The following is a 25,390-nucleotide window of genomic DNA, read 5'->3' on the forward strand; positions in this document are numbered from 1 at the left end:
TGCATCAGGTGATGCCGCGGGCCCTCAAGCCTTCGATGGCACTTGCGGAAAACCCAAGTTCGGCGAGCACCTCGGCGGTGTTCTCGCCGACCTCCGGGGCGTGGTGTGCGCCCGCCCGGGGCATGCCATCGATGTTCAAGGGGTGGTTGATGATCACCTCGGCCGGGACACCGGGACCTGTCGGTGGCGCGACGATGTTGTTCGCCCGGAGTTGCGGGTCGTTGGGGAGGTCCTCCATCTCGGCAACCAGGGTGACGGGCACGCCGTGTTCCCGGAAGGTCGCGAGCCATTCGGCGGCGGGCCGGGTGGCGAAGGTCTCGCGCAGAAGTTGGACGAGCGCGGCGCCGTTTTCGAGTCGGGACGCAGGGCTGCCGAAGCGAGAGTCGACGAGAATATCGTCTCTCCCTGAAGCGATGAGAAGGGCATCGAACTCCGCCTGGGTGCGGACCATGTAGAGCTGGAGGAGGCGGTTGTCGCTCGTGGGGTAGAGCACGCGGTTGGGGAAGCGGGCTGGCCCGGAGCCGTCATCCCGGACGGGGAACTCGGCGCCGATAACGGCCCCCTGGGCGAGGCAGGCGTTCGACCAGACCCCGTTGGCGAGAAGGCTGGTGTGGACTCGGCCGCCTTTGCCGGTCCTCTCGCGGCGCATCAATGCGGTGACGATGGCGGCGTAGAGCGAAACGGCCGTCGGGTGGTCGCCCATGCCGGGCACGGATCCGCCGGGCGTCGCCCCGGCAGCGCGGACGCGATCCATGAGCCCCGAACGGGCCCACCAGGCGACGCCGTCGAAGCCTTCGAGTTCGGCATCAGGGCCGTACTCTCCATAGGCCGTGAGCGAGGCGTAGATCATGCGGCCGTTTTCGGGGGCGAGGTCTTCGTAGTTCAGGCGGAGCTTGCGACGCGTTGGGAACGGCTGGTTGGTGATGAACACGTCGCAATCGCGGACGAGTCGCATCAGGATGTCGCGGCCTTCTGGGGAGGCGAGGTTGAGGGTGATGCTGCGCTTGTTGCGGCCGTCGCACATCCACATGTAATTGACGGGAGCCCGAGGGCTGAGGGGGCCGCCCGAGAGCGCGCGGTACGGGTCGCCGGCGCCGGGGACTTCGACCTTTATTACGCTGGCGCCGAAGTCGGCGAGGATGGTGCCGGCGACGGGCCCGGCAATCCAGGTGCCGCAATCGACGACCTTGAGGCCGGAGAAGAGGAGTTCTTCGGAGTCGGATGGATTGGTCATGGTGACGCAATCCTACGGGGCGGTGGGCCGGGATGCGTCCCGTGGTTGAGGGGACGGTGCAGTTGAGTTCTCAGTTTGGCCTTGGTCCGGCGTCTGCTCGGGGCGGGCCAACCGCGATGAGGAGCGTCCGCCCGGATGGGAGGCGGAGAGCGCAGGGGTCGCCCGCCGATGGCCCCGTGCCCACGATGGTCCACGCTGAACCATCCTTTGAGGACGCTATCCAGACGCCGTCCCGGCCGGAACCGTAGTAGCGGAGGACGCCATCGGTGACTACCGCGTTGCCGATCCACTGGCGGCCCTGGCCCGCATCCACATCGGCCAGGCGGGTGAACGCGAGGCCATCCTGCGAGACAGCGTGGAACCCCTGGCCGGTGTTGGCCTTCTGGTTGTGTGAGAAGAGGTGCCAGGCAGCCTGGTAGAAGACCACCGATGCATCGACGGTGCCGCCTTCGGGGGCAAACCGTGGGCCATCCTCGAACTGGTACACCGTCGCGTCGCTGGAGATGGCCGAGTAGATGCCTGGGACCTCGGTCTGGCCCTGCCCTCGGCTGGTGAAGTACAGGCGGAAGCGGCCGTCCGGAAGCTGAACAATCGTCGGGTCGAAGGGGCGGATGAGGTTCGCTGGCATGCCTGAAACCTGGACCTGGACGGGCTTGGACCAGGTCTCGCCTTCGTCGCTGGAGAACGCCACTGCGACGCGGTCGAACGCATCCCGGTTGTCGAAGGGGAACCACTGGAAGACGGCGACGAGCCGCCCGCTAGAGTCGCGAATGACATCGGGGACGCCCGCTCGTTCGATGAGTGTCCTCTGGTTCGAGAACGTCAAACCGTCTTCCGAGGAGTAGAGGACGAGGTCGCGGTTCCAGGGGCCGTCAGCCGATGGGGGAGCGTTCGGGCCGGCGCTCGGCGAGGGTTTCGGTGAAGGCGAAGGCAGCGGTGTTGCGGTGGATGGCGGCGTTGCCGGCGACGTGGGCACAGAATCGCTGGCCACACCCGGCACCACCGCCCGGTCCGCGCAGGCGACTCCTGCGAACGCCATGAACGCGCCGGTTAGGAGCAGCGAGCGGAGTAACGGTGGATGTAACATCAAACGCGTATTGGCGCGGACTGGCGGAAAAGTGACGGGTGGCCCTCAGCTGACTTCTAAGAGGAACTCGACTTCCACCGGGACGCCGAAAGGCAACTCGGCGAGGCCGACGGCGACCCGGGCATGGCGCCCGGCCTCTCCGAACAGGTCGAGGAGGAGTTGCGAAGCACCGTTCACGACCTTCGGGTGGTCGATGAAGCCCTCAGCACTGGCGACGAAGCCCCCGACGCGGATGACCCTGGTCACTTTGTCGAGCGTGCCGAGTTCGTTGCGGACGATGGCGACGGCCTGGAGGGCGCACTGCCTGGCGAGGCCGGCGGCTTCCTCGATGGTTACGCCATCGCCAAGCTTGCCTTTGCGCATCGGCACACCGTCCTTCACCGGCACCTGGCCAGAGACGAAGAGCTGGTTTCCGCTGCGGACACACGGCGCGTAGAGGCCAGCTGCCACGGGCACCGGCGGGAGGTCGATGGCGAGCGCATTGAGGCGAGCTTCGTGGCTCACTGGTACTCTCCCAGGAGCGTGCTGACGACGTTCTCGAACTCCTCGCTGCTGTAGCACTCGATGACGATCTTGGCGCCCTTCTTCTGGGGTTCGATCTTCACCCTTGTGCTGAGGGCTCGCCGCAGCCGGGACTCGATATCGGAGTAAGCGGAATCGCGCCGGGCCGTCTGGGCGCCGGGCGAGGATGTCGTCGCAGGGACTTCGGCGAGAGATCGGCGGACGTAACCCTCGGTATCACGGACGGAGAGCTTGCGCTTCACGACTTCGCGCCAGGCGTTCACCCGGCCGCGGCCTTCGGGCAGGCCGAGGAGCGCGCGGGCGTGCCCTTCACTGATCTCCCCGGCGACGAGACTGCGACGGATCTCGGATTCCAGTTGCAGGAGCCGGAGCGCATTCGCGACCGTGGCGCGGTTCTTGCCGACCCTTCTCGCGACTTCTTCCTGGGTGAGCTGGTACTCCTCGACGAGGCGCCGGTAGGCCATCGCTTCTTCGACGGCGTTGAGGTCGGCGCGCTGGATGTTTTCGATGAGCGCCAGTTCGAGAAGCTCGCTATCGGCGGCCTGGCGGACCACGACCGGCACCGTCTCGAGGCCGGCGAGGCGGGCTGCCTGGAGGCGGCGCTCCCCCGCGATGAGGAAATAGCCGCCATCTTCATCACGGCTGACGATGAGGGGCTGGATGATCCCATGTTCGCGGATGGACTCGGAGAGTTCGCGGAGTTTCTCTGGTTCGAAGTTGGTGCGCGGCTGTTCCGGGTTCGGCGAGATGAGGTCGATATCGAGCACTTCGGGGCCGCGGCTCCGCACCGGGACAGCGGGCGCAACGGACGCGGCACGCGGCTCGAAACGGGGGGCCGGAGGATCGGGTTCGGCCAGGCGACGGGCTGCCGGGGGAAGCGACGGCTCGACGACTTCGTCACGACGGGGGGCTGTGCGGCCACCGCGTCGTGGTTTTCGGGTTCGGATTCGGGGTCCGCGGTTGGGGCGGCAGCGCCGCCGAACAGGGCATCGAGCCCGCGTCCTAGACCACGTTTCGGCTGAGTCATGCGGCCACTCCTGCGCGTTCGAGAAGTTCGGAGGCGACGGCATCGTAGGCGGTGGCCGACCGGCCACCCCTGGTCGTACAGGAAGATGGACTTCCCATGGCTTGGAGCCTCGCTGAGGCGGACTGACCGGGGGATGATGGTGGCGAAGGTCTGGGGGAAATGCCCACGGACTTCGTCGACAACTTGCTGAGCGAGTCGTGTGCGCGCATCGAACATGGTGAGGATGACACCGAGGACGTGGAGCCGGGGGTTCAGGTTCCGCTTTACGAGGTCCAGGGTTTCCATCAGGCGGGAGAGGCCTTCGAGGGCCATGTATTCGCACTGCACGGGGATGATGACCGCGTCGCTGGCGGTGAGCGCGTTGATCGTGAGGAGTCCGAGTGACGGGGGGCAGTCGATCAAGATCCAGTCGTAACTGTCGCGGACCTGGTCCAGCGCGGCGGTGAGCCGGCGCTCGCGCGCCATCACGGGGACGAGTTCCACTTCCGCTCCCGAGAGTTCAGCGCTGGACGGCACGACGCTGATGCACTCCGCTTCCACGGCGACGACGCAGTCCGCCATCGGCATTCCATCGAGGATGGCGTCATAGGTGCCGGCGACGTCTTTGCCATCGACGCCGAGGGCGCTGGTCGCGTTCGCCTGGGGGTCGAGGTCAACGAGCAAGACCCGCTGGCCTTTGCGGCCGAGGGCGACGGCCAGGGACACGGCGGTAGTCGTCTTGCCGACGCCACCCTTCTGGTTCACGAGCGAAACAACTGTCGCGGTCATTCGTCCGCCTCCCTCATACGCCCCTCGATGTCCTCGCGGGTGGCGATTCCATCGAGGCCGCGGCCTTCGACAGCCAGGGCTCCCGCAGCGATGGCGAAATCCATGGCCTCTGCCAGGTCTTCCCGTTTCCGCGAGCCGGAAGAGGAAGGCGCTGGCGAAGCAATCTCCGGCGCCGGTCGGGTCGACCAGACGGGCAGGGATCGCATCCCAATGATCCTGAGAACCATCACTGTCAAACAGTGTAGCCCCATTGTAGCCACGCGTCAGGACGGCAACTGCCCCGAGGCTCGCGATGTATTCGGCAAGTGCGTCCGGGGCGGCAGTATCTTCCTCGCTGAAGAAGCCGATCCACCCCGGCCGCACGAATTTCTCGGCGACCACAAATGGGTGGGAGTGGTGAATGATGCGCTGGCGCCCCGTGAGCGCGCGGAGCGGCCCCTGCAGCGAGACGCCGACGATGGAGCCTTTGAAGCGGACCGGCGCCCGCGGGAATTCGTGGAAGGCCGGTGCGATGAAGGCGATATCGGGCACCTCATCCGGGTGGATGTGGGGGACGAGGCGGAGCGGGCTGCCCTCGGCGATCAGGAACTGGGTGCGGCCGCCGCGGGAATCGTAGGTATTGGCGTAGCGAGGGAGTTCGCCTTCGAAAGAGCGCACGTCGAGCCCCTCCAGCACCTCTACGTCGAAGCCTTCTTCCAGGTTCGAAATGAGCGTGACATCCGCCCCGAGAGCATCGAAGGCGAGGGCGGCGAAGAGCGACGGACCTCCGGGCGTCCACCCTCCCGAGGGGGTCCGATCGAGAGTGACGTTTCCGGCGACCAGGGTGTGCGTGGTGGCCCCCTTACTGCCTCAGGCTGATGACGACCTTGCGGTTCTCGCCTTCGCCAATGCTGTTGGTCTCGAGTTCCGGGTCTTCCGCGAAGGTCATATGGATGAGACGGCGCTCCGCGGCGGACATTGGCTCGAGCGTGATAGCGTTCCCGGATTCGCGCACGCGGTCGCCCATGCGGGTCGCCATGGCGATGATTCGCTCCTCGTTGCGGTGCTTGTAGTGCTCCACATCGATGGTCACGCCACCGCGGCCCGGGTACTTCCGGCCGAGGATGAGGTTGACCAGGTACTGCATGGCGATGAGGGTATCGCCGCGGCGGCCGATGAGGAGGCCCAGGTCTTCGCCCTTGATATCGAGGACAGCGAGGACGGACCCAAGGCCATCGCCCGGCGTCAGCGGCTCGCGGATCGATATTTCCGCGTCGATGTCGAAGATGCGAAGCAGGTCGTCGACGATCTGCGCACCGGCATCAACTTCCGGGGCGTTGATATCTGGAGCAATCGGCGGCTCGTTGTCCCGCGACGAGCGTTCGCGCGGTGGCCGGGCGGGGCGCGGTGGTCGCGGGGCGCCCTGTGCCGAATCACTCCGGGGGCGCGCCCGCGGCCTGTCTCCGCCCCGGCGCTCGTGCCGTTGTCGCGAGGGGGTCGCTCGGCTGTCGCGGGGCGAGTGCCCCGGGCGAAATCGGCATCAGTCAGCTTCGGCTGCGGCTGTTCGAAGCCGGCGCGGCCACCGTCACGCGGTTGCCGCGCACCGGAGCCTCCGCTGCGCTGACCAGCGCCCTGGCCACCCTGCCCGCCCTGGCGTTGGCGCCCGCCACCGTCGCGTCGCTGGCCGCCGCCCTGACGAGGCATGCGGGTATCCGGCGGACCTCCGCCGGTGGACTCGCGGTCCTGGGGGGCGAGACGGACGACGCGTACGACGGCATCCTGGGCGCCACGGCCGAAAAGGCCGCCACGTTTCCCTTCATCAAGCACGGTGAACTCCACCTCATCGAGGCGAGCTCCGATTTTGGCGAGCGCCTTGTTACGGGCGTCTTCGACGGTTTTGCCGCTTGCTTCGGCCTGATCCATTTGCGGTCCTCAATTCACGAGCAGAGGTCGGTGATGTGCGCTCGTCCCCATCGGAGAGAGAGCGGCCTGGGGCGCTGCGGCGGATGCGCGCGCCTTGAACACTGGTTGCAGCCCAAGAGCCGGAAAACCATAGGTTAGGATATTGAACCCGATCTGTGCCGCTGAGTTCACTACCCAGTAGAGGCTAACGCCCACCGGGAAGCTCATCGCGAAGAACGCGAACATGAACGGCATCATCACGTTCATCATTTGCTGCTGCTGGCGGACGCGCTCATCGGTGCTGGTGGTAACCGTGGTCTTGGACTGAATGAAGGTGGTGGCGGCCACGGCAGCGACGAAGAAATAGCCGATCAGGCTATCGCCGCCGTTTCCACGCAGGTCGACCCCGAGGAAATGTTCCTCGAGCGGGAGGGCGTGCTGGAGGTAGCTCCAGCCGTAGATGTGGCTCGAGAGCTTTTCGAGCGCTTCGGGGGAGTTGGGCAGGGCGATGCGGATGGCGCTATACAGCGCGATGAACACCGGGAACGTGAGGAGAATCGGGCCCAGACAGCTCAGCGGATTCGCCCCGCCTTCGCGGTAGAGCTTCATCATCTCTTCCTGGCGGCGCTTCGGGTCGCTGTACTTCTTGTTGATCTCCTGCACACGCGGCTGGAGTGCCTGCATTGCCCGGGTGGCGTGAAGCTGGCGAAGCGTCAGCGGGAACGTTGCCACGCGGACGAGGATGGTGAAGGCGATGATGGCCAGCCCAAAGCTTCCCCAGAGCACGTGCGACAGCAAGACCAGCAGGTTCACGAGTGGGTTCAACAAGAGCAGGGTGAAGATGTCGCCGATCACTTCTTCACCCCGCTGAGCTGTACTTCGACCACGCGCCGGGATGCGGGTTCCGCCCGGAACAGCTTGCCGCCCGTCGTGCTGAAGTAGGCGGCGCCGTCTTTCACCACCAGGTTGGCACGGACCGTCCCGGCGCCTTCGATCGGGACGGTGTTGAGGATGGAACCGTCATTCGCGTCGATGAACGTCACCACCGGCTTCCGATCGACGACGACGATCACACCGTTGACGACCGCGGCCCCGGAGCGCACGCGTTCACCTTTGAGGGACGCAGGTTCCCAGAGCTGCTCCACGCCACTACTCGTTATGTCCAGTCCGTACACCGACCCGCCAAAGTCGCCGAAGAACAGTTTTGACCCCTGGACGCCAGGCGTGGTCCAAAGCCAGTCGTCGGCGCGGAAGTCAGCGACGACGCTGCCATCCGCCATGCGCACGACGTACGCGTGCCGGTTGATGCTCGGGACGAAGAGGAGTTCATCACTGATTAGGGCTAGCTCCGCGATAGCCCCGGAGGCCTTGAACGGCCTGCTCCAGCGCTGTGAGCCATCGATGGCCGAGAGCGCATGGAGTTCGCCGCTCATAGTTGCCACGTAGATAGCGTCGCCATGGACGACCGGAGTCGCCCAGATGCCGTCACCAAGCCTGAGCGGCTTCTCCCAGCCGGTTGCCGGGGCCCCGTCGTCCTTCCGCAAGGCGTAGAGCAGGCCTTCAGTCGTCGCGAAATAGACATTTTCGCCTGATACGGCGACGCCGCCGGCGATATCTCCGTCGATAGAAGCGGCGTCGGAGCCAGCGGTGGGCCAGATAGGCCGCCCATCCTCCTTGCGGAGGGCGAAGACGCCGGCCTCGAAGGTAGCGAGGTAGATCCTGTCGCCTTCGATGACCGGCGCGCCGTAAATGGCCTTGGTATCGAGTTTGTCGTCTTCGTCGCGGTCCTTATCGGGGAAAGTCCACCTGGCGGCGCCGGAGTCGCCGTTGACGGTGATTGCGGAGAGTTTTCCCTTGGAGGTGATGACGTAAGCAGTCTCGCCGTCAAAGGCGACCGGAGCCCACCCGGTGGGGTTTAGGACGCTCACACACGAGGAGACGAGGGGCAGGAGGAGGAGCGCCAGGGTGATGATGGCGCCGCGCCGGAAGTTCACCCTGCCATGGTACGAGCCCGGGTGCTTACAGGGCAGAGGGTTTCACGTGAAACGTCGAGGCAAGAGGCGAACATATGTTCGTTGTTTCACGTGAAACAGTGCCGCACAGCAGGTCTCGGCACCCAGTACGCCTCGCGGAAACCCCGCCTGGACACCCGACGGGACTGTTTCACGTGAAACACGGAGCCCCCGGCGCTACTCGAATGTGAGCCGCGAAACGCCGCAAGTCCCGGGGCCACAACACCGGCAGGCCACGAGCCCACCTCACCGCACCCTGTTTCACGTGAAACACTCTCTCGAGCGAATGCTCGTCTCTCCGGAGAAACGCCTTCCGCCTCACGCGGCGCCTTACCGGTACCCGAAGTTCGACGCGCTCTCCCGCCTTTCGCGGTACCGCTCACGGCTCGCCCGCGCGCGAACTTCACTGCCGTTGAGCTTTGAAGATGCTCCGCACCAGGACGCCGGGAGTTCCCGTTTTCGCCGCGACGGCACAAACCCAAAAACGAGCGCAATCGCGGCATCCCAGGCGTCCCCAGGCAGGGTCCATGATGGCGGCCGGAGCAGGGTCCCCAGGCCCGGCACTCAACGGAGTCCAGTCTGCGAAATGGCCGTGAAGCCCATAGGCCGTTTGTGGGGGACGACCGGGCATCACGCCGGTATTCTACTGAAGCCGCCGCTCCCTAGACGTACAGCCTCGACGGGAATTGCAGAACCTTGGATCTGCCGCCCCCGTTCGCCGGGAACCTCGTCCGCCCCGGAACTCAGTCCGGGACGGGGTCGTACCCCTGGCCACCCCAGGGATTGCACCGCACCAGTCGCCGGACCGTCAGCCAGCTTCCCTTGACTGCGCCGTGCCGCTCCAATGCCTCTACGGAGTACGCCGAGCAGCTCGGTGCGTAACGGCAGACCGGCGGCATCACGGCGCCGAACGTCCGCTGGTACGCCCTGACGAACCCGATCAGCACTCTCGCCATCATCCGGCAGCCTTCCGGGCTGCGCGTGCGAACCCCGCCTGGACCCCGCTCACCAGCTGGTCGAAGGAGGCCGTGAGCGCACCGCCGCGAGCAACAATGACCACGTCGAAGCCGGTCGGCAGGCCCGCCGCTCGCGTAGCCGCCCGCAGGCGTCGGCGAACGCGGTTCCGTCCGGTCGCGCGCGGAAGCAGGCGCTTTCCCACGGCGTACCCCACCCGCAAAACCCCCGCACCGTTGGCTCGCACGCGGACGACAAAAAGGGGGCCGCTGAAAGCGGTCCCCTGTTCAAAGGCCGTGTCGAACTGGGCGCCCTTGCGCAACCGGCCCGGAGCGGTGCTGGGCATCTTTGCGCGAGCCTACACCACGGTGAGCCGCTTGCGGCCCTTGTCTCGGCGCGACTTCAGGACGAGCCGCCCGCCACGCGACGACATCCGCTTCAAGAAACCGTGCACCCGCCTGCGCGGGATCGTGTGGGCTGGTACGTGCGCTTCGTTGCCATCTGGCATCCTCCGTCAACTTCTACAGACGCGAACTCACACCATAACATCGCCGTCAATTACGGTCGAACAAGCCCTCAATCCGCCCAGGCAAGGCGATAGTGCGCGTAGGCTTCATAAATGCGCATGACATAACTCTTGGTCTCAGCGAAGTCTATCGCTTCCACGAGATCGGCCGGGCGGGCCGCTCCCCCGGCCTTCCAGCGGGCAGCGTTCCCCGGGCCCGCGTTGTAAGCGGCGAGCGCGACGAGAGCATCTCCGGACCATGCCATCTGTCCCGCGAGGTAGTGCGCCCCAAACTCGAGACTCAGGGCCGGACGCAACAGCATGTCCAGGGTAAAGCTGCTGACGCCCAATTCCGCCGCGAGGGCCTCGCCCGTCGGCAGGATCACCTGGGTAAGGCCGAGGGCCCCGGCCGATGACCCCGCCGTAGGGTCCCAGAAGCTCTCTTGCCGGATCAGTGAAGCGAAGAAGAGCGGGTCCAGCCCGGCCTTTTTCGCCTCGACCGCCAGGCTTCCCGCGTAATCGACCGGGTAAGAAACTCGCAGCAAGTCCTTCGGAGCCTGGTGAGATGCCACGCCGGCCTCTTCCCGAATCCTGACCGCGAGCCGCGCCGCCGAATCAGTCAACCCGCATTCGCTCGCCTCCCGCATCAGTTCGAACCGGCGCCAGGTCCCGCCTCGAGCCTCCGCCGCCCAGATCTCCGCTGTAGCCGCGACGCGGAGCCCCGCAGCCATGAGCTCGCAAGCTGCCGTCGGAGCTGAACCCGGCGCCGCTCCTCCGACTCGCCCAGAGAGCCAGGACGCGACGGCCGCCCAGTCGACCGGCTTGCCCAGGTCCCGCTCAACAAATCGAGGATCGAACGTATCCGCACTCCCCAGCTCCCGGGCCGCTTCGATCCCGTGGAAGTCGAACGGACCCAGCGCAACTGCACGTTCATAGGCGCGACGGGCGCCAGACACATCCGCCGATGCAGCGAGCGCCCGCCCGCGCCAGTACTCCATCCGCGCACTCGATGCCGCCCCGAGGCCAGACCAGGCAACCAGCGCGCCAGCCCCATCGCCCGCTTCGAAGAGCACGTATCCCGCCCGGAACGCCGCCTCCTGGGTAAACTCCCCCTGCGGACCGGCCGTGGCCAAAGCGACATAACGCCTACTCGCTTCTGACGCAGTCCCGCTCCGTTCCGTCACCCTCGCGGCCCAGTACTTCGCCCGGTGAACATATGGCGAAGCCCCTGTCACCGCCGCCGCCCTGTCATAGAACCTCACGGCTTCCGCCCACAAACCCAAGTCTTCGTAGCTTGCGGCCAGGTAGTAGGCGCGGAACGCCAGGTCGCCTTCGGTCACGGCAGTTTCAATGGCTGGGAGGAGCACATCCACGGCCTGGCGATAGGCGCCCCGGCGGTAATAAGAAAGGCCGGCCACTCCGGGGTCGATCGAAACGTCGAGCTTCCTCGCAAGCTCCAGCGCCGCTCCCGCGTATCGACTCGATGGGTCGTCCGCGACGATGATCCGCAGTTGTTCCGAGGCGGTCCGGGAGTCTCCCGCGACAGAGGCCAGCTCAGCCCGCTCCAACCGTGCTGCGGGATCCCCCGTGTCGGCGATCAAGGTATCCAGCGCCGAAACCAGGCCCGCCATATCGCCTCGATTGCGCCACTCCGTCACGGACTGCTGCCGAATGGATGTCTTCAGCGCGGGGCTCACCGCGGGATCCCGAAGGAGAGCAAGCCACATTTCATTGCCGGCGGGCCACCACTGGGCGCGGCCCCCTTCGAACCGGTAATACGGCTCCAGCGGAGAACCTCCGGCAAGCGAAGGGTTCGCATTGAACAGAGCCGCTGCTTCGGCGTGCCGCCCGGCATTGTTCAATTGGAGGAGCAAGAGGTATCGAGCCCGGACCGCGACCTGGCTTCCTGCCGGCGCGACCTCAACCGCCTGGCGGTACGCATCGAACCCGGCTGCCGCGTCGTTCAACGAGAACGCTGCATTCCCGGCCCCGAGGAACGCCTCCGCCTGTTCGCCTCCCGGCTTCGTTCGTCCGGCTGCCAGCTGGAACGCCGAGCGAGCCTCCCCGTAGCGCCCTTCGCGATAAAACACCTGGGCGGACGCGATATCGGCAGGCAGCACCGGGGCAGTTGGAGCGGCCGTCGCCGGAGGGAGGGTCCCAGGAACTGAAGCAACGGACGAAGCCGTGGGCGGCAGATCCGGCGGAGGATCCCCGTCCTCCCAGAAACATGAAGCGGCGGCTAAGGCGCCCAGAAGGGCGGCGACTGGCCCCCACACGAGCCTTCGGTGATTGCGCGCTCCCATCACCTCTCCGATGCTAAGGTCTCAGCCGCGCCATGGGGAAGCGCCCTCCCCCGCCGCGGGAAAGGATGGGTGAACACCTGACCCCGACAGCAATCGCCCACGAATCCCTCGTCCAGGCCACGACAAACCAGAACGCATGGATCGAGATTGACCTGGCCGCGGCCGCCGGGAATGTCCGCTCCTTGAAGCAGGCCATGGGCGGCTCCGAACTCATCGCTGTCGTCAAGGCAAACGCCTATGGAGCCGGAGCCGCTGCGCTCGCACCGGCGCTGGAACAGGCGGGAGTGGCCAGGTTCGCGGTTGTGTGGCCACACGAGGGCTACATGCTCCGCCAGGCCGGCGTGGCGCTCCCCATCCTCGTGCTGGGCCACGCCTTTCCGGCAGATGCCGTGCCTGCTGTCCGTTCGAGACTTACGCTCACCTGCCACTCACTCGAACTGGGCGAGGCGATCTCGCGGGCCGCCGCAAACGCCGGAGTAACCGCGAAAGTTCATGTCAAAGTCGACACCGGCCTGCACCGTTTCGGGCTCGAACTCGACGCCGCCGTCGCCCTGGCAGAGGAGCTCCGGAACCTCCCTCATATCGAGGTCGAAGGCCTGACGACGCACATGGCCAACGCCGACGAGGCGGACGACTCCTTCGCCGATGAGCAGCACCGGATCTTCCGGCTCGCGGCCCAACGGCTGCCATGGATCCCCTACCGCCACACCGCGAACTCGGCCACGGCGCTAAGACGCGAGGAACTCCGCTATTCGGGCGTCCGGGTGGGCCTTGCCCTCCATGGCGTCATCCCACCGAACACCGGCGGGCCGGTGGTCGCCCCCATCCTCTCCCTGCGGGCGCGCGTCGCCAGGGTGACGGCGGTCGAGCCCGGTGAAGGCGTGAGCTACGGGCTTACCTGGCGAGCGACGGCGCCATCGCGCGTTGCCCTGATCCCGGTTGGATACGCTGACGGTTGGCGCAGGGGCCTTGGCAACGAAGGCAGCGTCCTCATCCATGGCAAACGCTGCCCGATGGTCGGGCGGGTGTGCATGGACCAGTTCCTGGTTGATGTAACGTCACTCGAAGGCGTGGCCGAGGGCGACGTAGCGACACTCATCGGGAGCGACGGGAACAACTCGATTTCGGCTTCGGACGTTGCGCTAGCGGCGGGGACGATCAGCTGGGACGTGCTCGCCTCGCTCCAGGCCCGCCTCCCGCGGTTCTATCACCGGGCCGGGGCCGTCGAAGCCCTCGCTCCGCCGATGTGGTGATTAGGCGGAACTCCCTGTCAGGCTGGTCGCTCCGCCCGCCGTGCTTTCATGCTCTCAACGACACCTTCGAGAAACTCCTTGTCGCCGAGGATGGCGTGCTCGGGGACGTACATCCGGCCGTAGCGCTCCAGGTAGATCAGCTGTTTCGAGCTGAGAAAGTTCGAGCGCTGGAAGCTGTTTTCGTGGTAGCCCGCTGCGAAGGCCACCTTGTGCGCGCGGGCGGTACGGACGACCTTCTTGATCCGCTCGATCGGGCCTCTTTTTGGCGCCACTTCGCGCCCGGCCAGGCGGTACACCTCATCGGGAGTGGCAAAGATGCTGGCCATGCTCACGTCGCGGAGGGGCATCACGAGGATCGGTTCCATCATCGAGCGGACGACGCGGTGGACTTCCGGCTCGCTGAGGCCGAGGCCGTCTCGCAACGTGACGCCCTGCGCCTTGATGAGCGTGCCGGTGATCGTGTCCCAGGCCGTCTCGTCTCCGAGCGAAGCCTCGACGAGTTTCTGCATGAGCATCTGCGTTTCGGGGTCAAGCTGGGCGACGATGCCCCAGTCGAGCATCCCTAGCCGTCCATCGGGCATCGCAAGGAGGTTCCCGGCGTGGATGTCAGCGTGGAACGTCCCCGTGTGGACCGCGGTGAGCACCCAGGCGCGGAGCAGTTCGCGGATGAGCGCTTTCGGGTCGAGGCCGAGCTGTTCCACCGACGCAAGGTCGTCGATGGGAGACCCTTTCAGGTACTCCATGGTGATGACCTGCTCGCCACTGAACGCCGGAAAGACGCGCGGGACAACCAGGAGGTCGAGGTTGAACTCCTCGAAGACCGTCCGGAAATGGTCCATGCTGCGCGCTTCGTTGCGAAGGTCGAGTTCCTCGCCAATCTGTTCCTTCAGGCCATCGAGGTAGCCGACGAGCTGGAAAGCCTGTTCGCTGCCGGCCCGCGCGAGGCCACGGAAGAACGGGATCATGAGCCCGAGATCGGCCGCGACAACACGCCCAAGGCCGGGCCGAAGGACCTTGACAGCGACTTCCTGACCGTCGTGGAGGGTGGCCCGGTGGACGACGGCCATCGAAGCCGCGGCAAACGGACGTCTTTCGAAGGTGGCGAACGCCTCCCCGATCGTCTTCCCGGTTTGTTCATGGAAGACTCGGCGGACTTCGCGGTAGGAAACGCCGGGGCCGCGATCGAGGGTGCCCCGGAACTCATCGGCAACCGCGGGCCCGACAACGGCGGGTGCGGAGGCCACGAGCTGGGCGAACTTCACATAGGTGGCGCCGAGCTCCTCGCAGGCACGGCGTGCGCCATGTGCGAGGGCGGTTTGTTTCGGTTGACGCCGGAGGGCGACCTTCGCGCCTGCCGGGCCGAGAGTCCGGGCAAGGACGGCCGCAGTCCGGGCGAAGCGTTTCGCCCGCAGGCCCAGCCCCGGGTGCGGCATCTCGATCGGGATCGGCGCCCAGGAGCGATCATCCATCTGTGAAAAGCGTAACAGAGCCGGGCCCCTCTCATCCTTTGGGGAACACGGATGAGCGGGGCTCGCCGGCAAAGCGACGGCCGGTGCTAGACCTGCGAGTAGCCGGAACCCTTCCGGTCGATCCCGGTGCCCTTGCCGTTCGTGATCCAGCCGAACTCCTGCAGGATCTCCTGGCTGTAGGTGACACGCCCGGTGACCTTGTCGAGCGGCTCCGTGGCCAGCAGCAGCGCGGACCGGGCCATGAGAAGAGGGGGCTCGCCACGTGGGTCATCCATGCCCGTCACGAGATGGTGATGCACCGTGCCCGGCGTGGGGACGACCTGGGACGGCGAGACGCAGGTAACGCTGATGCCGTCCGCATAGACCTCGGAGGCGAGGCCCTGGGTGAAGCGTTCGAGCGCGGCCTTTTCGGCGCCGTAGAGGGTGCCGCCGCGGCCGAAATCGCCCTTGTAGGGCCCGCGACCCGGGCCGATTGCGGCGCCGCTCGAGATGTTGACGATCGAGCCGGCCTTGCGAGGCAGCATGTCCTGCAGGACGAGCTGGCTGAAGTAGAACGGGGCGTGGAAGTTCACGCCGATGGAGCGGTGCCACTTCGAAATCGGGTAATCCTTGATCGGGATGAAGTAGGTGAGGGCGGCGTTGTTCACGAGGACATCGATGGGGCCGTAAGCGGCACGGGCCTGTTCGACGGCGCGGACGCACTGGTCGTAATCGGAGATGTCGGCGGTGATCGCCATGGCTTCGCCGCCGGCGGCCTTCACCTGGTTGACGGTGTTCTGGAGCGACCCTTCAAGGACGTGGTCGCCCTCTTTCAGGGTACGGGCGACACAGGCGACCTTTCCGCCTTCGGACGCGAAGATCTTGGCGATCTCTTCGCCGATGCCGCGGCTCGCGCCGGTGACGATGACGGACTTGCCATCGAGTTTTCCCATCTGGGACCTCCTAACGTGTACGTGAGAGTTAGCGGGCCGAGTCTACTGCATTTCCCCGAATTCGCACCCGGATGCAGCCTGTATCCCGGGAGCACAGGCAACCGCACAGCCTCCTGGTTTGTTCCGCGCTAGCCCGAGCTGCGCAACCGGGACGGGCGGATGGTCAACGTCACCCACATCTCGGGTCGGCCAGTCCAGGATTTGATCGCCTCTTCCGCGCCTGCGGCGTCGTAGTAGCGATTGGCCAGTCGCTCGATCAGGGCGATGGTGCCTTCAGAGGAGATCTTGCACTCGCCCTCGATAGTCACCCAGCGCTCCTTCACCCCTACCGGCTCCTCGACGGAGAGCGCCACACGCGAGTCCACGCCGATTCGGGCGGCTTTCCGCGATGTGCGGGAGGTAAAGACGCGGGCGACATGACCGTCCCATTCGAACCAGACCGGGACGATCGTCGGTGCGCCGTCCGGCTGGAGGTAGGCGAGCTTCGCGATGCGAGTCTCTCGCAGGAATGCGTGGATATCGTCGGGGGACATTTCGGACATTGGAGGACTGTAGCGCGTCATTCGCCTGACGACACCAGCGTGACCATCTGACCCCGGGTTTCGTCCCGAACGTACCTCGTAACGGGATGGTCCGAACGCCACGATGCTGTACATGGCGAGATGGAAGCGAGGGACGCTCTGGCTGCTGGCAGGAACCGCGGTGCTGGTCGCCGGTTTGGTGTTTTCGATCGTCGGGGGTGACGAGGATGCGAAAGGGGCCAAATTGGCCGTTGCCGTCACCGTTTTCTACGTTGTGTTCGTGCTGGGAGCGGCCCTCTCGGTTCGCGGCGTGCTGATCTTCGTCGAGCGGTTCAGCACTGGCGGAGCGATCCGTCTCGCCCTCGTCGCCTTTGCCGCGATCATCCTGGCGATCCTGCTCCACAACCTGGTCTATGCGCTCTTCGAGGTGGAGGAGCCGTTCTTCTTCATCCTCGCGTTGTGGGCGGGGCCGGTAGCCCTCGTTGCAGCGATCATCCGGGCGTTCCGTCCAGCCCGCCCACATGACCCGCACGCCGGCGCACCAGTCCCCGGTGAGGTTGTTCGGCCGCGCCCGTGAGGGCGTACTCCAGTACGATTCCCGCAGATTCGGCGGGGGACTTGGACCATGCGGCTCTTCCTGGATACGGCTTCGATCGACGAGGTGCGGGCGGCCGCCCGTTACGGTGTCATCAGCGGCGTGACGACGAACCCCAGCCTGCTGGCGAAAGAGGGCGGTGTCAGCTACCGGCAGCGCATCCAGGAGATCGCCTCGGTGGTCGATGGGCCAATTTCGGCGGAGTGCGTCTCGCGCAAGGCTGACGACCTGGTGGCCGAGGCGCGGGAACTGGCCAGCTGGCATCCGAACGTGGTGGTCAAGATCCCGATCGACTCCGAGGGGCTCGAGGCTATCCACCGCTGCAGCGCGGAAGGCATCAAGATCAATGTGACGCTCGTCTTCTCGGCGAACCAGGCGCTCCTGGCGGCGCTGGCCGGTGCGACGTTCCTCAGCCCGTTCGTTGGGCGGCTGGATGACGTCAGCTACGATGGTATGGAACTCATCCGGGAGTGCGTCCACCTCGTGGAGACGCATGACCTGCCAGCGCGGGTACTGGCGGCGAGCCTTCGGCACCCGCTCCACGTGGCGCAGGCGGCGGCCGCGGGGGCACACATCGGGACTATTCCGGCCGCACTGATCCCCCATATGCTGAAACACCCACTGACGGACATTGGTATCGACCGGTTCCTTGCCGATGCAAGGACAGCCGGCCTCATCTGAGGGGAAGAAGCGGGACAAGGACATCAACCGCATCCTCGATGCAAGGAACGACGGCAACATCGATTTCGAACTGCTGGTGCGGGTCCTCGAACGCCTTGGGTACACGGTTCGGACGCGGGGCAGCCACCTTGCGTTTCGCCGGTTGGGTGTGCCGGTCCGGTTGACTCTGGCCCGCACGGAAAGCGCGCCGCCCCCTATCAGGTTCGCCGGGTTCGCCGTGTTATTCTTGAGTTCGAGGTCTTGGAGCCGGACGAGTGAAGTACGAGATCGTCATCTACTGGAGCGACGAAGACGCGTTGTTCATCGCCGAAGCCCCGGACCTTCCGGGTTGCTTCTCGCATGGCCAGTCGTACGAGGAGGCTGCCGGCAACATCCAGGAAGCCATGGCGCTGTGGCTCGACGTCGCCCGAGAGTACGGAGACCCTATTCCCGCCCCGAAGAGCCACGCCCTTTCGGCCTGAACCGATTCCCACTTGGGACAACACGAGCAGCGGGAGCGCATGCCCGCGAGTCGCGTTCGGGCAAGGGTTGGAAAGACGTTGGCACTGCGGCTGCCCGGCCGTTGGGATTCGACTGATGACCAGCCTCGCAACTCGGCCCCGGTCCGCTGCGCCTTCCTTGGGTTCCGGTCCGCGTTGGACTTCGCCCCCGCGCTCGCCTCTCGAGCGCAACCCGGATCCCAACGCTTCGCGCTTCGGAATTGAACTCGAACGAGTCGGACCGCAACAGATTCCAACGGGCCACCATCATCTCCACGTTTCCCTTTCATCGCGCTATCTGTTTGGATGGTTGGATATGTTGGACGCGATCGAGATTCACGTAGCTGGCGGTGATGGCGGAAACGGCGTGGTTAGCTACCACCGCGAGAAGTTCGTACCCGAAGGGGGGCCTGATGGCGGCGACGGTGGGCGGGGCGGGCGTGTCTTCCTGCGGGCCGTGGATGACATCTACACGCTGGAGCAGTACCGCTCGAAGCGGAAGTTCCGGGCCGGGAACGGCGGGAACGGCGGTACGAACCTGCGCACCGGGGCGCACGGGGAGGACATCTTCCTGAATGTGCCGGCCGGGACGGTGGTACACGAGGTGGAGACGGGAGACCTGATCGCTGATCTCGCGAAGTTGGGCGACGAAGTCCTGGTGGCGCACGGCGGGCGCGGCGGCTGGGGAAACAAGCGGTTCGCAACAGCCACGAACAAGACTCCCGGCTTCTCGCAGAAAGGCCAGGCGGGCGAAGAGGTCGATATCCGCCTGGAGCTGCGCCTGCTGGCGGATGTCGGGCTGATCGGGCTACCGAACGCGGGCAAGTCCACCTTCCTCGCGGCCGTGTCGAACGCGAAGCCGAAAATCGCGAACTATCCGTTCACGACACTCGAGCCGATGCTCGGAGTGGTCAACGTCGGCTACGGCCGGTTCACGCTGGCCGACCTTCCCGGCCTGGTGGAAGGTGCGAGTGAAGGCTATGGGCTGGGGTTTGAGTTCCTCAAGCACATCCGCCGCTGCCGCGTGCTCTTGCACCTCATCGACAGCAGTTCTCCGGACCCGGTCACGGACTTCGAACTCATCGAAGGCGAACTGCGCGCGTACGACCCGAAGCTGGAGCAGGTTACGCGGGTGGTGGCGGTGAGTAAGGCAGACCTGGACGAAGAGCAGGCCCGGAAATCCGCGGATGCCCTCGAAGCGCACGTCGGGCGGCCGGTCCGCGTGATCTCGGCGGACTACGAAACCGGCTGCGAAGCGCTCGTCGCCGAGTTGTTGCTGCTGGTGAATGAAGAGAAGACCAAGGATATCGACCACTCGGAGGAAGAGATGCCGGTCCTCCGGCCGGCGAGCGAGGAGCGGTTCTCGGTCCACAAGAACGAAGATGGCCGGTTCGTCATCGAAGGCTACCGGGCGGTGAGTTTCGTGAAGATGATGGACACGGAGATGCCCGGAGCCTACGACGAGATCTTGCGCCGCCTGGAGCGCTGGGGTATCGCGAAGGTGCTGCGGCGCGAAGGGATCCAGGCCGGCGACACGATGCTGTTCGATGATGTCGAGGTGGCCTGGGACGGGTGAGTTGGGCGCCTCTTGCCGGCTCCCCTTACCGCTCCCTGAGAGCGAGGGCGACGGCTTCCCCCACCAGGTGGTGGCCGCCTCTCCGAAGGTGGAAGCCATCGGGCGTGATGAGCGGGTCGAGGCCAGGCGCCCCCGCCAGGACCGGCGCCGTATCGAGCAAGCGGAAGTGGTGGCGGCTGGCGATCGATTGGATCTCGCACAGCAGTCGCTCCCGTTCTTCCGGGAGGTTGCGGACCTTCACGAGTCTGCCCTCTTCGGGCGGGTAGGCGACGAGGAGAACGTCAAGCCCTTCCGGTTGCGCGAGGACCTGGAGTAAGTGGCGATAGCTTTCGACGAGTGAGTCGCGAGTGGTGAGCGGCCGGGCGCCGATGATGCGCCGGGTGATGCGCCGCGCGGCATTGTTGAGGCGGCCCGGAGCCTGACCAGCTGGCCGCGTGTGGGTATCGAACGCCTCCTCCGCCCGGCGGTACCTGTCTGCGATACGCTGGCCGAACAGCCTTTGCACGCGCACCCATGTGAAGCCGACGCTGAAGGCGAAGGTTCCCAGGGGAACGACGACGATGTCCGGTTCGAACTCTGCAACCTTCCGGCGCGCGTACTCAGCGGCAGTGGGGGTGAGCGCGGAGAAGCGAACTTCCTGAAGCACGACATCATCGCCGTTTGCAGACAAGGACGCACGGGCCACTTCCGGCCATGTCGCGCCTGCAGCGAAGTCGCCGCGGGTGTCGCTGTTCCCGAGGACCAGGATGCGCACGAGCTCGCTCAGGGGCCCAGCGTAGGGTTGCGCTGGTTCAGGATGTCGTTCAGGCGGACGTGGACCGACTCGAGGATGTTGGGCTGGGCCGGGAAGATGTAGAACTGGTCGTCGCGGATCGCTTCGAACACCAGCTGGGCGACCTGCTCCGGGTCTATGCCCTGGTCGAGCGCGGCCTTGAAGAACGCCGAGAACTGCTGGACTTCCGGCCGCAGCTCGGCCGCCGCGGTGGCCGGGCCGAATTCGGGAGGGCGGTTGCGTTCTGCTTCGAGGATGGCGGTTTTGATGAGCCCGGGGCAGAGGACGGAGGCGGAGAGTTTCGCGCCCATGCCCTTGAACTCCTTGTAGATACCCTCGGTGAGGGAGACGACGGAGTGTTTGGAGATGGTGTAGGGGTCCGCCCCGGCGAGCAACCCGGCCATCGAGGCGGTGTTCACGATGTGGCCCTCTTCGCCGTTCTCCAGCATGCGCGGGACGAAGGAGCGGATGCCGTGAAGGACGCCCATGAAGTTCACACCCCAGGTCCACTCCCAGTCGCCCAGGGGCGTTTCCCACGGGCGGGAGCGGAACGTGGCGGCCGATGCGATGACGCCGGCGTTGTTGCAGAGGATGTGGACGTTGCCGAAGGTGTTGAAGGCGGCATCGGCGAGGCGTTCGATGTCATCCTGGACGATGACGTTGGTGCGCAACGCAGCGACTTTGCCTCCGTGGGCTTTCACGGCTGCCTCCGCCATCGAGAGCGCCTCGGCTTCGATATCGGCGAGGACGACGCTCATGCCCTCTTCGGCGAACTTGTGCGCAAAGGCGAGGCCCATGCCGCTCGCCGCGCCGGTGACGACGGCGACCTTGTCTTTGAAGTCCTTCATCGTGGCGTGGCTCCTCCGGTGATGGGAGGGGAGTTTACAGGTGGTTCGGCCCCGCCGGGCGAGGATTGCTATTGCCCTCCTCGTATGGTGGAATCCCCGACCATGATCGGTACGCCAGAGCAAGATGGATTCATCTCCCGCAGCATGACGGGGATTGTCGCCACAGTGCGCCGGGACGGCAGGCCCGCCTCGTCGATGGTCGGGATCGCCCGCCACGGAGACTCTCCACTGTTCTCGACGGTTGCCAGCCGCGTGAAGGGGCGAACAATCGCCAGGGATCCGAGATGCGTCGTCACCATCATCAACGACAACGAACCCGGTTCCTTCGTATCCGTCGAAGGGTCCGTCGTTGCACACCTGGACAACCCCGTTTTGCTCCGGCACGCGATGTACGACTATTGGGATCGCGTATGCGCGATTCACCCGAGGTCGAACTGGGCCCGGAGAGGCAGGGAGGCGACCGAACTACTCTTTTCCGAGGCGGGCCGGGCCGTCTACGAAGTCACACCAACCCGGAAATCCGGCGTCCTACTCGACAGGCCCGTCCTGCTCGAGGACTGACGAAGCCTGAATAGCCGCTGAGGGAGTTGAATGGCCAGGACTACGACCGTGCAGATGGAGAACGTGAACAAAGGCGGCGCCTCCAAGACCCGCATTTCGGCGGCGCATTACGAAGCGATGAGCACCGCCCTGCTCGCATCGGTGCCCGCCGACGAAAGCGGAATCCCCTACGTGGGACTGGACGCCGTGGTCGAGCCCCTTCTCCCCCGGGAGCTGTTCGAAGGACGCTCTGTGCGCTGGTACGTGACGAGCGTAAAGCTGGACCTTGAACAGAAAGGGCTGCTGGAACGGGTTCCGGGCAGCCGTCCACAGCGCATCCGCCGCCGCGCCTAACGTCTCCCAGGCCCTCCTCGCGGGCGGAGTCTCCAGGGAGGCGGCTTGCCGCCTTCGGCTGCTGTACTATCGCGGCGCCGACTTCGAGCAGAAGGATGCTCCCGTGACGTTCAAGCACATCATCTACGAGCCCGGGCCTGTCGCCCGCATCATCCTCAACCGGCCGAAATACCGGAACGCCCAGAGCCGCGTGATGATCGAAGAGATGGACCGCGCGTTCATCGCAGCCACGGAAGACGACACGGTGAAGGTCATCGTCCTTTCCGGGCAGGGGGACCACTTCTCCGCGGGGCATGACCTGGGGACGCCGGAAGAGATTGCGGACCGCGAGGCGCGAGGCGGCCTGCCGGACAACCTCGGGGGACGGTATGCCCGTTCGTGGGAGATGTTCGTGGCGGCCACCATGCGCTGGCGGAACGTGCCGAAGCCGACGATCGCGATGGTGCAGGGATACTGCATCTTCGGTGGATTCATGTTCGCTTCCAGCATGGACCTGGTGTTCGCCGCGGATAACGCGATGTTCCTGCCGAACCACACGCAATACTTCCCGCTCCCATGGGACATTGGCCCTCGCAAAGCGAAAGAGTTGCTCTACGAGTCGCGGTTCATGCCGGCCGCGGAGGCGCTGGACCTGGGGTTCGTGAACCGGTTGTACCCGGCAGCGGACCTGGAACGCGAGACGCTTGCGTTCGCGGAGCGCGTGGCGGCCAATGACTCGTTCTTCCTGCGAATGGTGAAGTTCAGCGTGAACAACATGGAAGACGCGAAGGGCTTCAGCCACACCGTCGAGGCAGCGTTCAACGTCTACCAGTTGAGTTCCATGCCGCAGAAGTCGTTCCCGCCCGCTGGTGGCGAACGACCCGGTCCCCGCCGGCTCGGCGGCGTGCAGCGCGCCATGGAGCTCCTCGAAGGGGGCATCCCCCGGGGCGCCCGGAAGCTGTGACGGTGCGTCCGGCGCTCGAAGGGATCTTTGTCCTGGAGCTGACGGAGCACGTCCGTGGCCGGTACTGCGGCCGGCTGTTCGCGGAACTCGGCGCACACGTCGTGCGGATGGCGCGGCCGGACAGTGAGAGCGGAGGCAGGGAAGGCCTCTGGCTGGATGCGGGCAAGGAGGTCGTGAGCGAGCCGGATGCCGGTTTCGCGGCGTGGTTGGGGAGGGCCGACGTTCTCATCACGGATGCGCCGGACGGAGTGGCGCCGCGCGCTGCCGCAGCCGGCCACCCGGCCCTCATCGCTGTTTCGGTGACACCGTTCGGGCTATCCGGACCGTGGGCCGGGCGGGAGGCGCCGGACCTGATCATCTCCGCACTTTCGGGAATGGCCGGGATCAACGGGTACGCGGACGGTATGCCACTCAGGGAGCCCGGCCAGCAGGCGGAAATGGTTGGTGCGCTTATGGGATTCATCGGCGCGCTGGCTGCGCTGGAGGAGCGGGAGCAGTCGGGGTTGGGCCAGCTGGTCGAGTCTTCGTGCCTGGAGGCGATGGTTAACGTGCTGGCGCCGGCGATAGTCGAATGGAGCTACACCGGGCGCGGCCCGCAACAGCGCCAACGCGGGACAGACATGCTCTTCCAGTGCGCAGATGGCTGGATGAGCCTCTACATCACGGCGAACAAGGCCTGGGAGACGATCGTCACGGTGCTCGATGTGCGCCTGGAAGCCGGCGACGAGCGTTTCGCCAGCGAACTCAGCCGCCGGAAGCACGCCGCGGCCATGCGCGATGTCCTGGAGCCCCACCTCCTGTCTCGGACGCGGAAGGAACTGTTCGACCTGCTTTCGCCGATGCGGGTGGTGGTCGGGATGGTGGCGGCGCCCAGGGACCTGCTCGCCGACGAACACCTGGCCGCCCGGGACGCCTTCGTCCGAGTGGGCGCGGACGCGACACCGATCCCCCGGGTGCCGATCCGCACACGCGGGGAACGCCTCAAGCCAGAGCTGATGCCGGCTCTGGCTCCGGCGCCCTTCCGGGGAGCGGCGAAGTCCCGCCGGCCCGCGTTGCCGCTCGAGCACATCGTGGTCACCGACCTGACGCAGGCCTGGGCAGGTTCGTACGCGACGCAGCTGTTGGCAGACCTCGGGGCAAAGGTGATCAAGATCGAGTCGCGCACGCGGCCAGACCCCTGGCGGGGCGGATTCCGCGGCGAACGGGGGATCCAGGCCTACCCCAGCGACGGTCCCGGCGAGCGCCCGTACAACCGGATGTGGCTCGCGAACAGCGTGAACCGGAACAAGATGGACATCACCCTGGACCTCTCCAACCCGGAGTGCCGGGAGTTGTTCCTCGCACTGGTACGTCAATCCGATGTCGTGGCGGAGAACTTCACTCCCCGCGTGCTGCCGAACTTCGGGCTGGAATACGAACGGCTACGGCAGGAGAAAGAGGACATCATCCTGCTTTCGATGCCCGGGTACGGGCTCGATGGCCCATACAGCGACTACCCGGCGATCGGCGGGACGATCGAGCCAATGTCGGGCAACAGCGCGCTGCTCGGGGAGCCGGGCGGATTGCCCCAGACTTCGGGACTGATGTATCCCGATGCAGTAGCGGGGCTGCACGGAGCGGCTGCTGTGCTGGCGGCACTGCGGCGAAAGGCGAGGACGGGAGCGGGAAGCCACATGGAGATTTCCCAACACGAATCGATGCTTTCGATGACGGCGCCGTTCCATGCGCACGAGTGGTGGGAGACGCCGGCGGGCAACCGCGCGCCGGCCGGGGGCGATGCCCGGGTCGAACAGGGCGCCTCCGGCCAGTGGGTGGCATCCGCCGGGGGCCTGACCGAGGCCGTCCGGTCGATAGCGGAGGTCGCCGGCTGTGAGCACCTTGCTGCGCGCGGTTTCTTCGTGGACGTGGAACAGGTGGACATCGGCCGGCAGACGATGGCGGGCGTCTCGCCGCTGCTCCACCGGACGCCCGGGTCCGTGCGCTGGGGCACGCCCGGGCACGGACAGGACAGCCGGCGTGTGCTGCGGGAGTTGCTGGGCCTGGACGAACGGACGATCGACCGGCTGGAGGCGGAGGGGTTGACCGGAGAAGGCCCACCGTCCGGGTGGCAGGGAGACTGACCCGGACGGCGGTG

27 protein-coding genes and 2 pseudogenes are annotated in these 25,390 nt (G+C 66.1%); 10 read left to right on the forward strand and 19 right to left on the reverse strand.

The annotated features are described in order from the left end of the window. Window positions 1-4 precede the first annotated feature (4 nt). From IPG14_RS14965 to IPG14_RS14990, 6 genes and pseudogenes are all read right to left on the reverse strand, one after another. Window positions 5-1,234, reverse strand: coding sequence for a CoA transferase (locus tag IPG14_RS14965; protein WP_343392347.1), 1,230 nt, complete (start codon window positions 1,232-1,234; stop codon window positions 5-7). Between the two features lie 70 nt (window positions 1,235-1,304). Then, complete coding sequence (locus tag IPG14_RS14970) at window positions 1,305-2,273, reverse strand: exo-alpha-sialidase (RefSeq protein WP_343392348.1); 969 nt, start codon at window positions 2,271-2,273, stop codon at window positions 1,305-1,307. Between the two features lie 93 nt (window positions 2,274-2,366). Beyond that, the gene (locus tag IPG14_RS14975) at window positions 2,367-2,825 is read right to left on the reverse strand and encodes a RidA family protein (RefSeq protein ID WP_343392349.1); all 459 of its coding nucleotides are present in this window, start codon (window positions 2,823-2,825) and stop codon (window positions 2,367-2,369) included. After that, a complete protein-coding gene (locus IPG14_RS14980) occupies window positions 2,822-3,610 on the reverse strand; it encodes a ParB/RepB/Spo0J family partition protein (RefSeq protein ID WP_343392350.1) in 789 nt (262 codons plus the stop codon). Before IPG14_RS14980 ends, IPG14_RS14975 begins: the two co-directional genes overlap by 4 nt. A 404-nt stretch (window positions 3,611-4,014) precedes the next feature. Then, window positions 4,015-4,638 (reverse strand): annotated as a pseudogene (locus IPG14_RS14985) (AAA family ATPase); the annotation flags it as partial. Further along, window positions 4,635-4,844, reverse strand: coding sequence for a hypothetical protein (locus IPG14_RS14990; protein WP_343392351.1), 210 nt, complete (start codon window positions 4,842-4,844; stop codon window positions 4,635-4,637). The gene IPG14_RS14990 and the pseudogene IPG14_RS14985, both read right to left, overlap by 4 nt. A gap of 190 nt (window positions 4,845-5,034) precedes the next feature. Here IPG14_RS14990 and IPG14_RS14995 point away from each other — a divergent pair, with 190 nt between their 5' ends. Then, window positions 5,035-5,496 (forward strand): hypothetical protein, encoded by a 462-nt coding sequence (locus IPG14_RS14995; protein WP_343392352.1) that lies wholly within the window; start codon window positions 5,035-5,037, stop codon window positions 5,494-5,496. On the opposite strand, the gene IPG14_RS15000 is transcribed toward IPG14_RS14995, so the two are convergent. The 8 genes and pseudogenes from IPG14_RS15000 to IPG14_RS15035 form a co-directional block, all read right to left on the reverse strand. Beyond that, window positions 5,480-5,971, reverse strand: coding sequence for a R3H domain-containing nucleic acid-binding protein (locus IPG14_RS15000; protein WP_343392588.1), 492 nt, complete (start codon window positions 5,969-5,971; stop codon window positions 5,480-5,482). The two genes, IPG14_RS14995 and IPG14_RS15000, sit on opposite strands and share 17 nt — an antisense overlap. Beyond that, window positions 5,863-6,540 carry a Jag N-terminal domain-containing protein gene (locus tag IPG14_RS15005; protein WP_343392353.1) on the reverse strand — a complete coding sequence of 226 codons (678 nt, stop codon included), beginning with the start codon at window positions 6,538-6,540 and terminating at the stop codon, window positions 5,863-5,865. Before IPG14_RS15005 ends, IPG14_RS15000 begins: the two co-directional genes overlap by 109 nt. A gap of 9 nt (window positions 6,541-6,549) precedes the next feature. After that, a complete protein-coding gene (locus IPG14_RS15010; protein WP_343392354.1) occupies window positions 6,550-7,374 on the reverse strand; it encodes a YidC/Oxa1 family membrane protein insertase in 825 nt (274 codons plus the stop codon). After that, on the reverse strand, window positions 7,371-8,513 hold the full coding sequence (locus IPG14_RS15015) for a PQQ-binding-like beta-propeller repeat protein (protein ID WP_343392355.1): 1,143 nt from the start codon (window positions 8,511-8,513) through the stop codon (window positions 7,371-7,373). The genes IPG14_RS15010 and IPG14_RS15015 overlap by 4 nt, the downstream gene beginning before the upstream one ends. A gap of 761 nt (window positions 8,514-9,274) precedes the next feature. Further along, window positions 9,275-9,490, reverse strand: a complete 216-nt coding sequence (gene yidD / locus IPG14_RS15020) for a membrane protein insertion efficiency factor YidD (RefSeq protein ID WP_343392356.1) — start codon at window positions 9,488-9,490, stop codon at window positions 9,275-9,277. Beyond that, the gene (rnpA, locus tag IPG14_RS15025; protein WP_343392357.1) at window positions 9,487-9,831 is read right to left on the reverse strand and encodes a ribonuclease P protein component; all 345 of its coding nucleotides are present in this window, start codon (window positions 9,829-9,831) and stop codon (window positions 9,487-9,489) included. The genes yidD and rnpA overlap by 4 nt, the downstream gene beginning before the upstream one ends. 12 nt (window positions 9,832-9,843) lie before the next feature. Beyond that, window positions 9,844-9,986 (reverse strand): annotated as a pseudogene (rpmH, locus tag IPG14_RS15030) (50S ribosomal protein L34). A 75-nt stretch (window positions 9,987-10,061) separates the two neighbouring features. Next, a complete protein-coding gene (locus IPG14_RS15035; protein ID WP_343392358.1) occupies window positions 10,062-12,110 on the reverse strand; it encodes a lytic transglycosylase domain-containing protein in 2,049 nt (682 codons plus the stop codon). Between the two features lie 248 nt (window positions 12,111-12,358). Here IPG14_RS15035 and alr point away from each other — a divergent pair, with 248 nt between their 5' ends. Next, complete coding sequence (gene alr, locus IPG14_RS15040) at window positions 12,359-13,546, forward strand: alanine racemase (protein WP_343392359.1); 1,188 nt, start codon at window positions 12,359-12,361, stop codon at window positions 13,544-13,546. A 17-nt stretch (window positions 13,547-13,563) separates the two neighbouring features. Here alr and IPG14_RS15045 read toward each other — a convergent pair whose 3' ends face one another. The 3 genes from IPG14_RS15045 to IPG14_RS15055 form a co-directional block, all read right to left on the reverse strand. Continuing rightward, a complete protein-coding gene (locus IPG14_RS15045) occupies window positions 13,564-15,015 on the reverse strand; it encodes an AarF/UbiB family protein (protein ID WP_343392360.1) in 1,452 nt (483 codons plus the stop codon). A gap of 86 nt (window positions 15,016-15,101) precedes the next feature. Next, a complete protein-coding gene (locus IPG14_RS15050) occupies window positions 15,102-15,947 on the reverse strand; it encodes an SDR family NAD(P)-dependent oxidoreductase (protein WP_343386354.1) in 846 nt (281 codons plus the stop codon). A gap of 128 nt (window positions 15,948-16,075) precedes the next feature. Next, window positions 16,076-16,489 (reverse strand): TIGR03618 family F420-dependent PPOX class oxidoreductase, encoded by a 414-nt coding sequence (locus IPG14_RS15055; protein WP_343392361.1) that lies wholly within the window; start codon window positions 16,487-16,489, stop codon window positions 16,076-16,078. Window positions 16,490-16,601: 112 nt separating this feature from the next. Here IPG14_RS15055 and IPG14_RS15060 point away from each other — a divergent pair, with 112 nt between their 5' ends. From IPG14_RS15060 to obgE, 4 genes are all read left to right on the forward strand, one after another. Continuing rightward, window positions 16,602-17,045, forward strand: a complete 444-nt coding sequence (locus IPG14_RS15060; protein ID WP_343392362.1) for a hypothetical protein — start codon at window positions 16,602-16,604, stop codon at window positions 17,043-17,045. Between the two features lie 48 nt (window positions 17,046-17,093). Continuing rightward, window positions 17,094-17,744: a fructose-6-phosphate aldolase gene (gene fsa / locus IPG14_RS15065; RefSeq protein WP_343386357.1), complete on the forward strand. Its 651-nt coding sequence runs from the start codon at window positions 17,094-17,096 to the stop codon at window positions 17,742-17,744. A gap of 254 nt (window positions 17,745-17,998) precedes the next feature. Continuing rightward, complete coding sequence (locus IPG14_RS15070) at window positions 17,999-18,205, forward strand: type II toxin-antitoxin system HicB family antitoxin (protein ID WP_343387228.1); 207 nt, start codon at window positions 17,999-18,001, stop codon at window positions 18,203-18,205. A 334-nt stretch (window positions 18,206-18,539) separates the two neighbouring features. Then, window positions 18,540-19,799 carry a GTPase ObgE gene (gene obgE, locus IPG14_RS15075; protein ID WP_343392363.1) on the forward strand — a complete coding sequence of 420 codons (1,260 nt, stop codon included), beginning with the start codon at window positions 18,540-18,542 and terminating at the stop codon, window positions 19,797-19,799. Between the two features lie 25 nt (window positions 19,800-19,824). On the opposite strand, the gene IPG14_RS15080 is transcribed toward obgE, so the two are convergent. Both IPG14_RS15080 and IPG14_RS15085 read right to left on the reverse strand, forming a co-directional pair. Continuing rightward, entirely contained in the window at window positions 19,825-20,553 is a 729-nt protein-coding gene (locus tag IPG14_RS15080; RefSeq protein ID WP_343387226.1) for a hypothetical protein, read from the reverse strand. A gap of 8 nt (window positions 20,554-20,561) precedes the next feature. Beyond that, window positions 20,562-21,419 carry an SDR family NAD(P)-dependent oxidoreductase gene (locus IPG14_RS15085; protein ID WP_343392364.1) on the reverse strand — a complete coding sequence of 286 codons (858 nt, stop codon included), beginning with the start codon at window positions 21,417-21,419 and terminating at the stop codon, window positions 20,562-20,564. Between the two features lie 102 nt (window positions 21,420-21,521). Here IPG14_RS15085 and IPG14_RS15090 point away from each other — a divergent pair, with 102 nt between their 5' ends. The 4 genes from IPG14_RS15090 to IPG14_RS15105 all read left to right on the forward strand — a co-directional run bounded on the left by IPG14_RS15090 (window position 21,522) and on the right by IPG14_RS15105 (window position 25,376). Next, on the forward strand, window positions 21,522-21,980 hold the full coding sequence (locus IPG14_RS15090; RefSeq protein WP_343392365.1) for a pyridoxamine 5'-phosphate oxidase family protein: 459 nt from the start codon (window positions 21,522-21,524) through the stop codon (window positions 21,978-21,980). A gap of 30 nt (window positions 21,981-22,010) precedes the next feature. After that, complete coding sequence (locus IPG14_RS15095; protein WP_343386363.1) at window positions 22,011-22,313, forward strand: hypothetical protein; 303 nt, start codon at window positions 22,011-22,013, stop codon at window positions 22,311-22,313. Window positions 22,314-22,416: 103 nt separating this feature from the next. Beyond that, window positions 22,417-23,256: an enoyl-CoA hydratase-related protein gene (locus tag IPG14_RS15100; RefSeq protein ID WP_343392366.1), complete on the forward strand. Its 840-nt coding sequence runs from the start codon at window positions 22,417-22,419 to the stop codon at window positions 23,254-23,256. After that, window positions 23,253-25,376, forward strand: coding sequence for a CoA transferase (locus IPG14_RS15105; RefSeq protein ID WP_343392367.1), 2,124 nt, complete (start codon window positions 23,253-23,255; stop codon window positions 25,374-25,376). The genes IPG14_RS15100 and IPG14_RS15105 overlap by 4 nt, the downstream gene beginning before the upstream one ends. The last annotated feature ends 14 nt before the right edge of the window (window positions 25,377-25,390 follow it).

This window comes from Candidatus Amarobacter glycogenicus (genome assembly GCF_016704105.1).
Lineage (GTDB): Bacteria > Chloroflexota > Dehalococcoidia > Tepidiformales > Tepidiformaceae > Amarobacter > Amarobacter glycogenicus.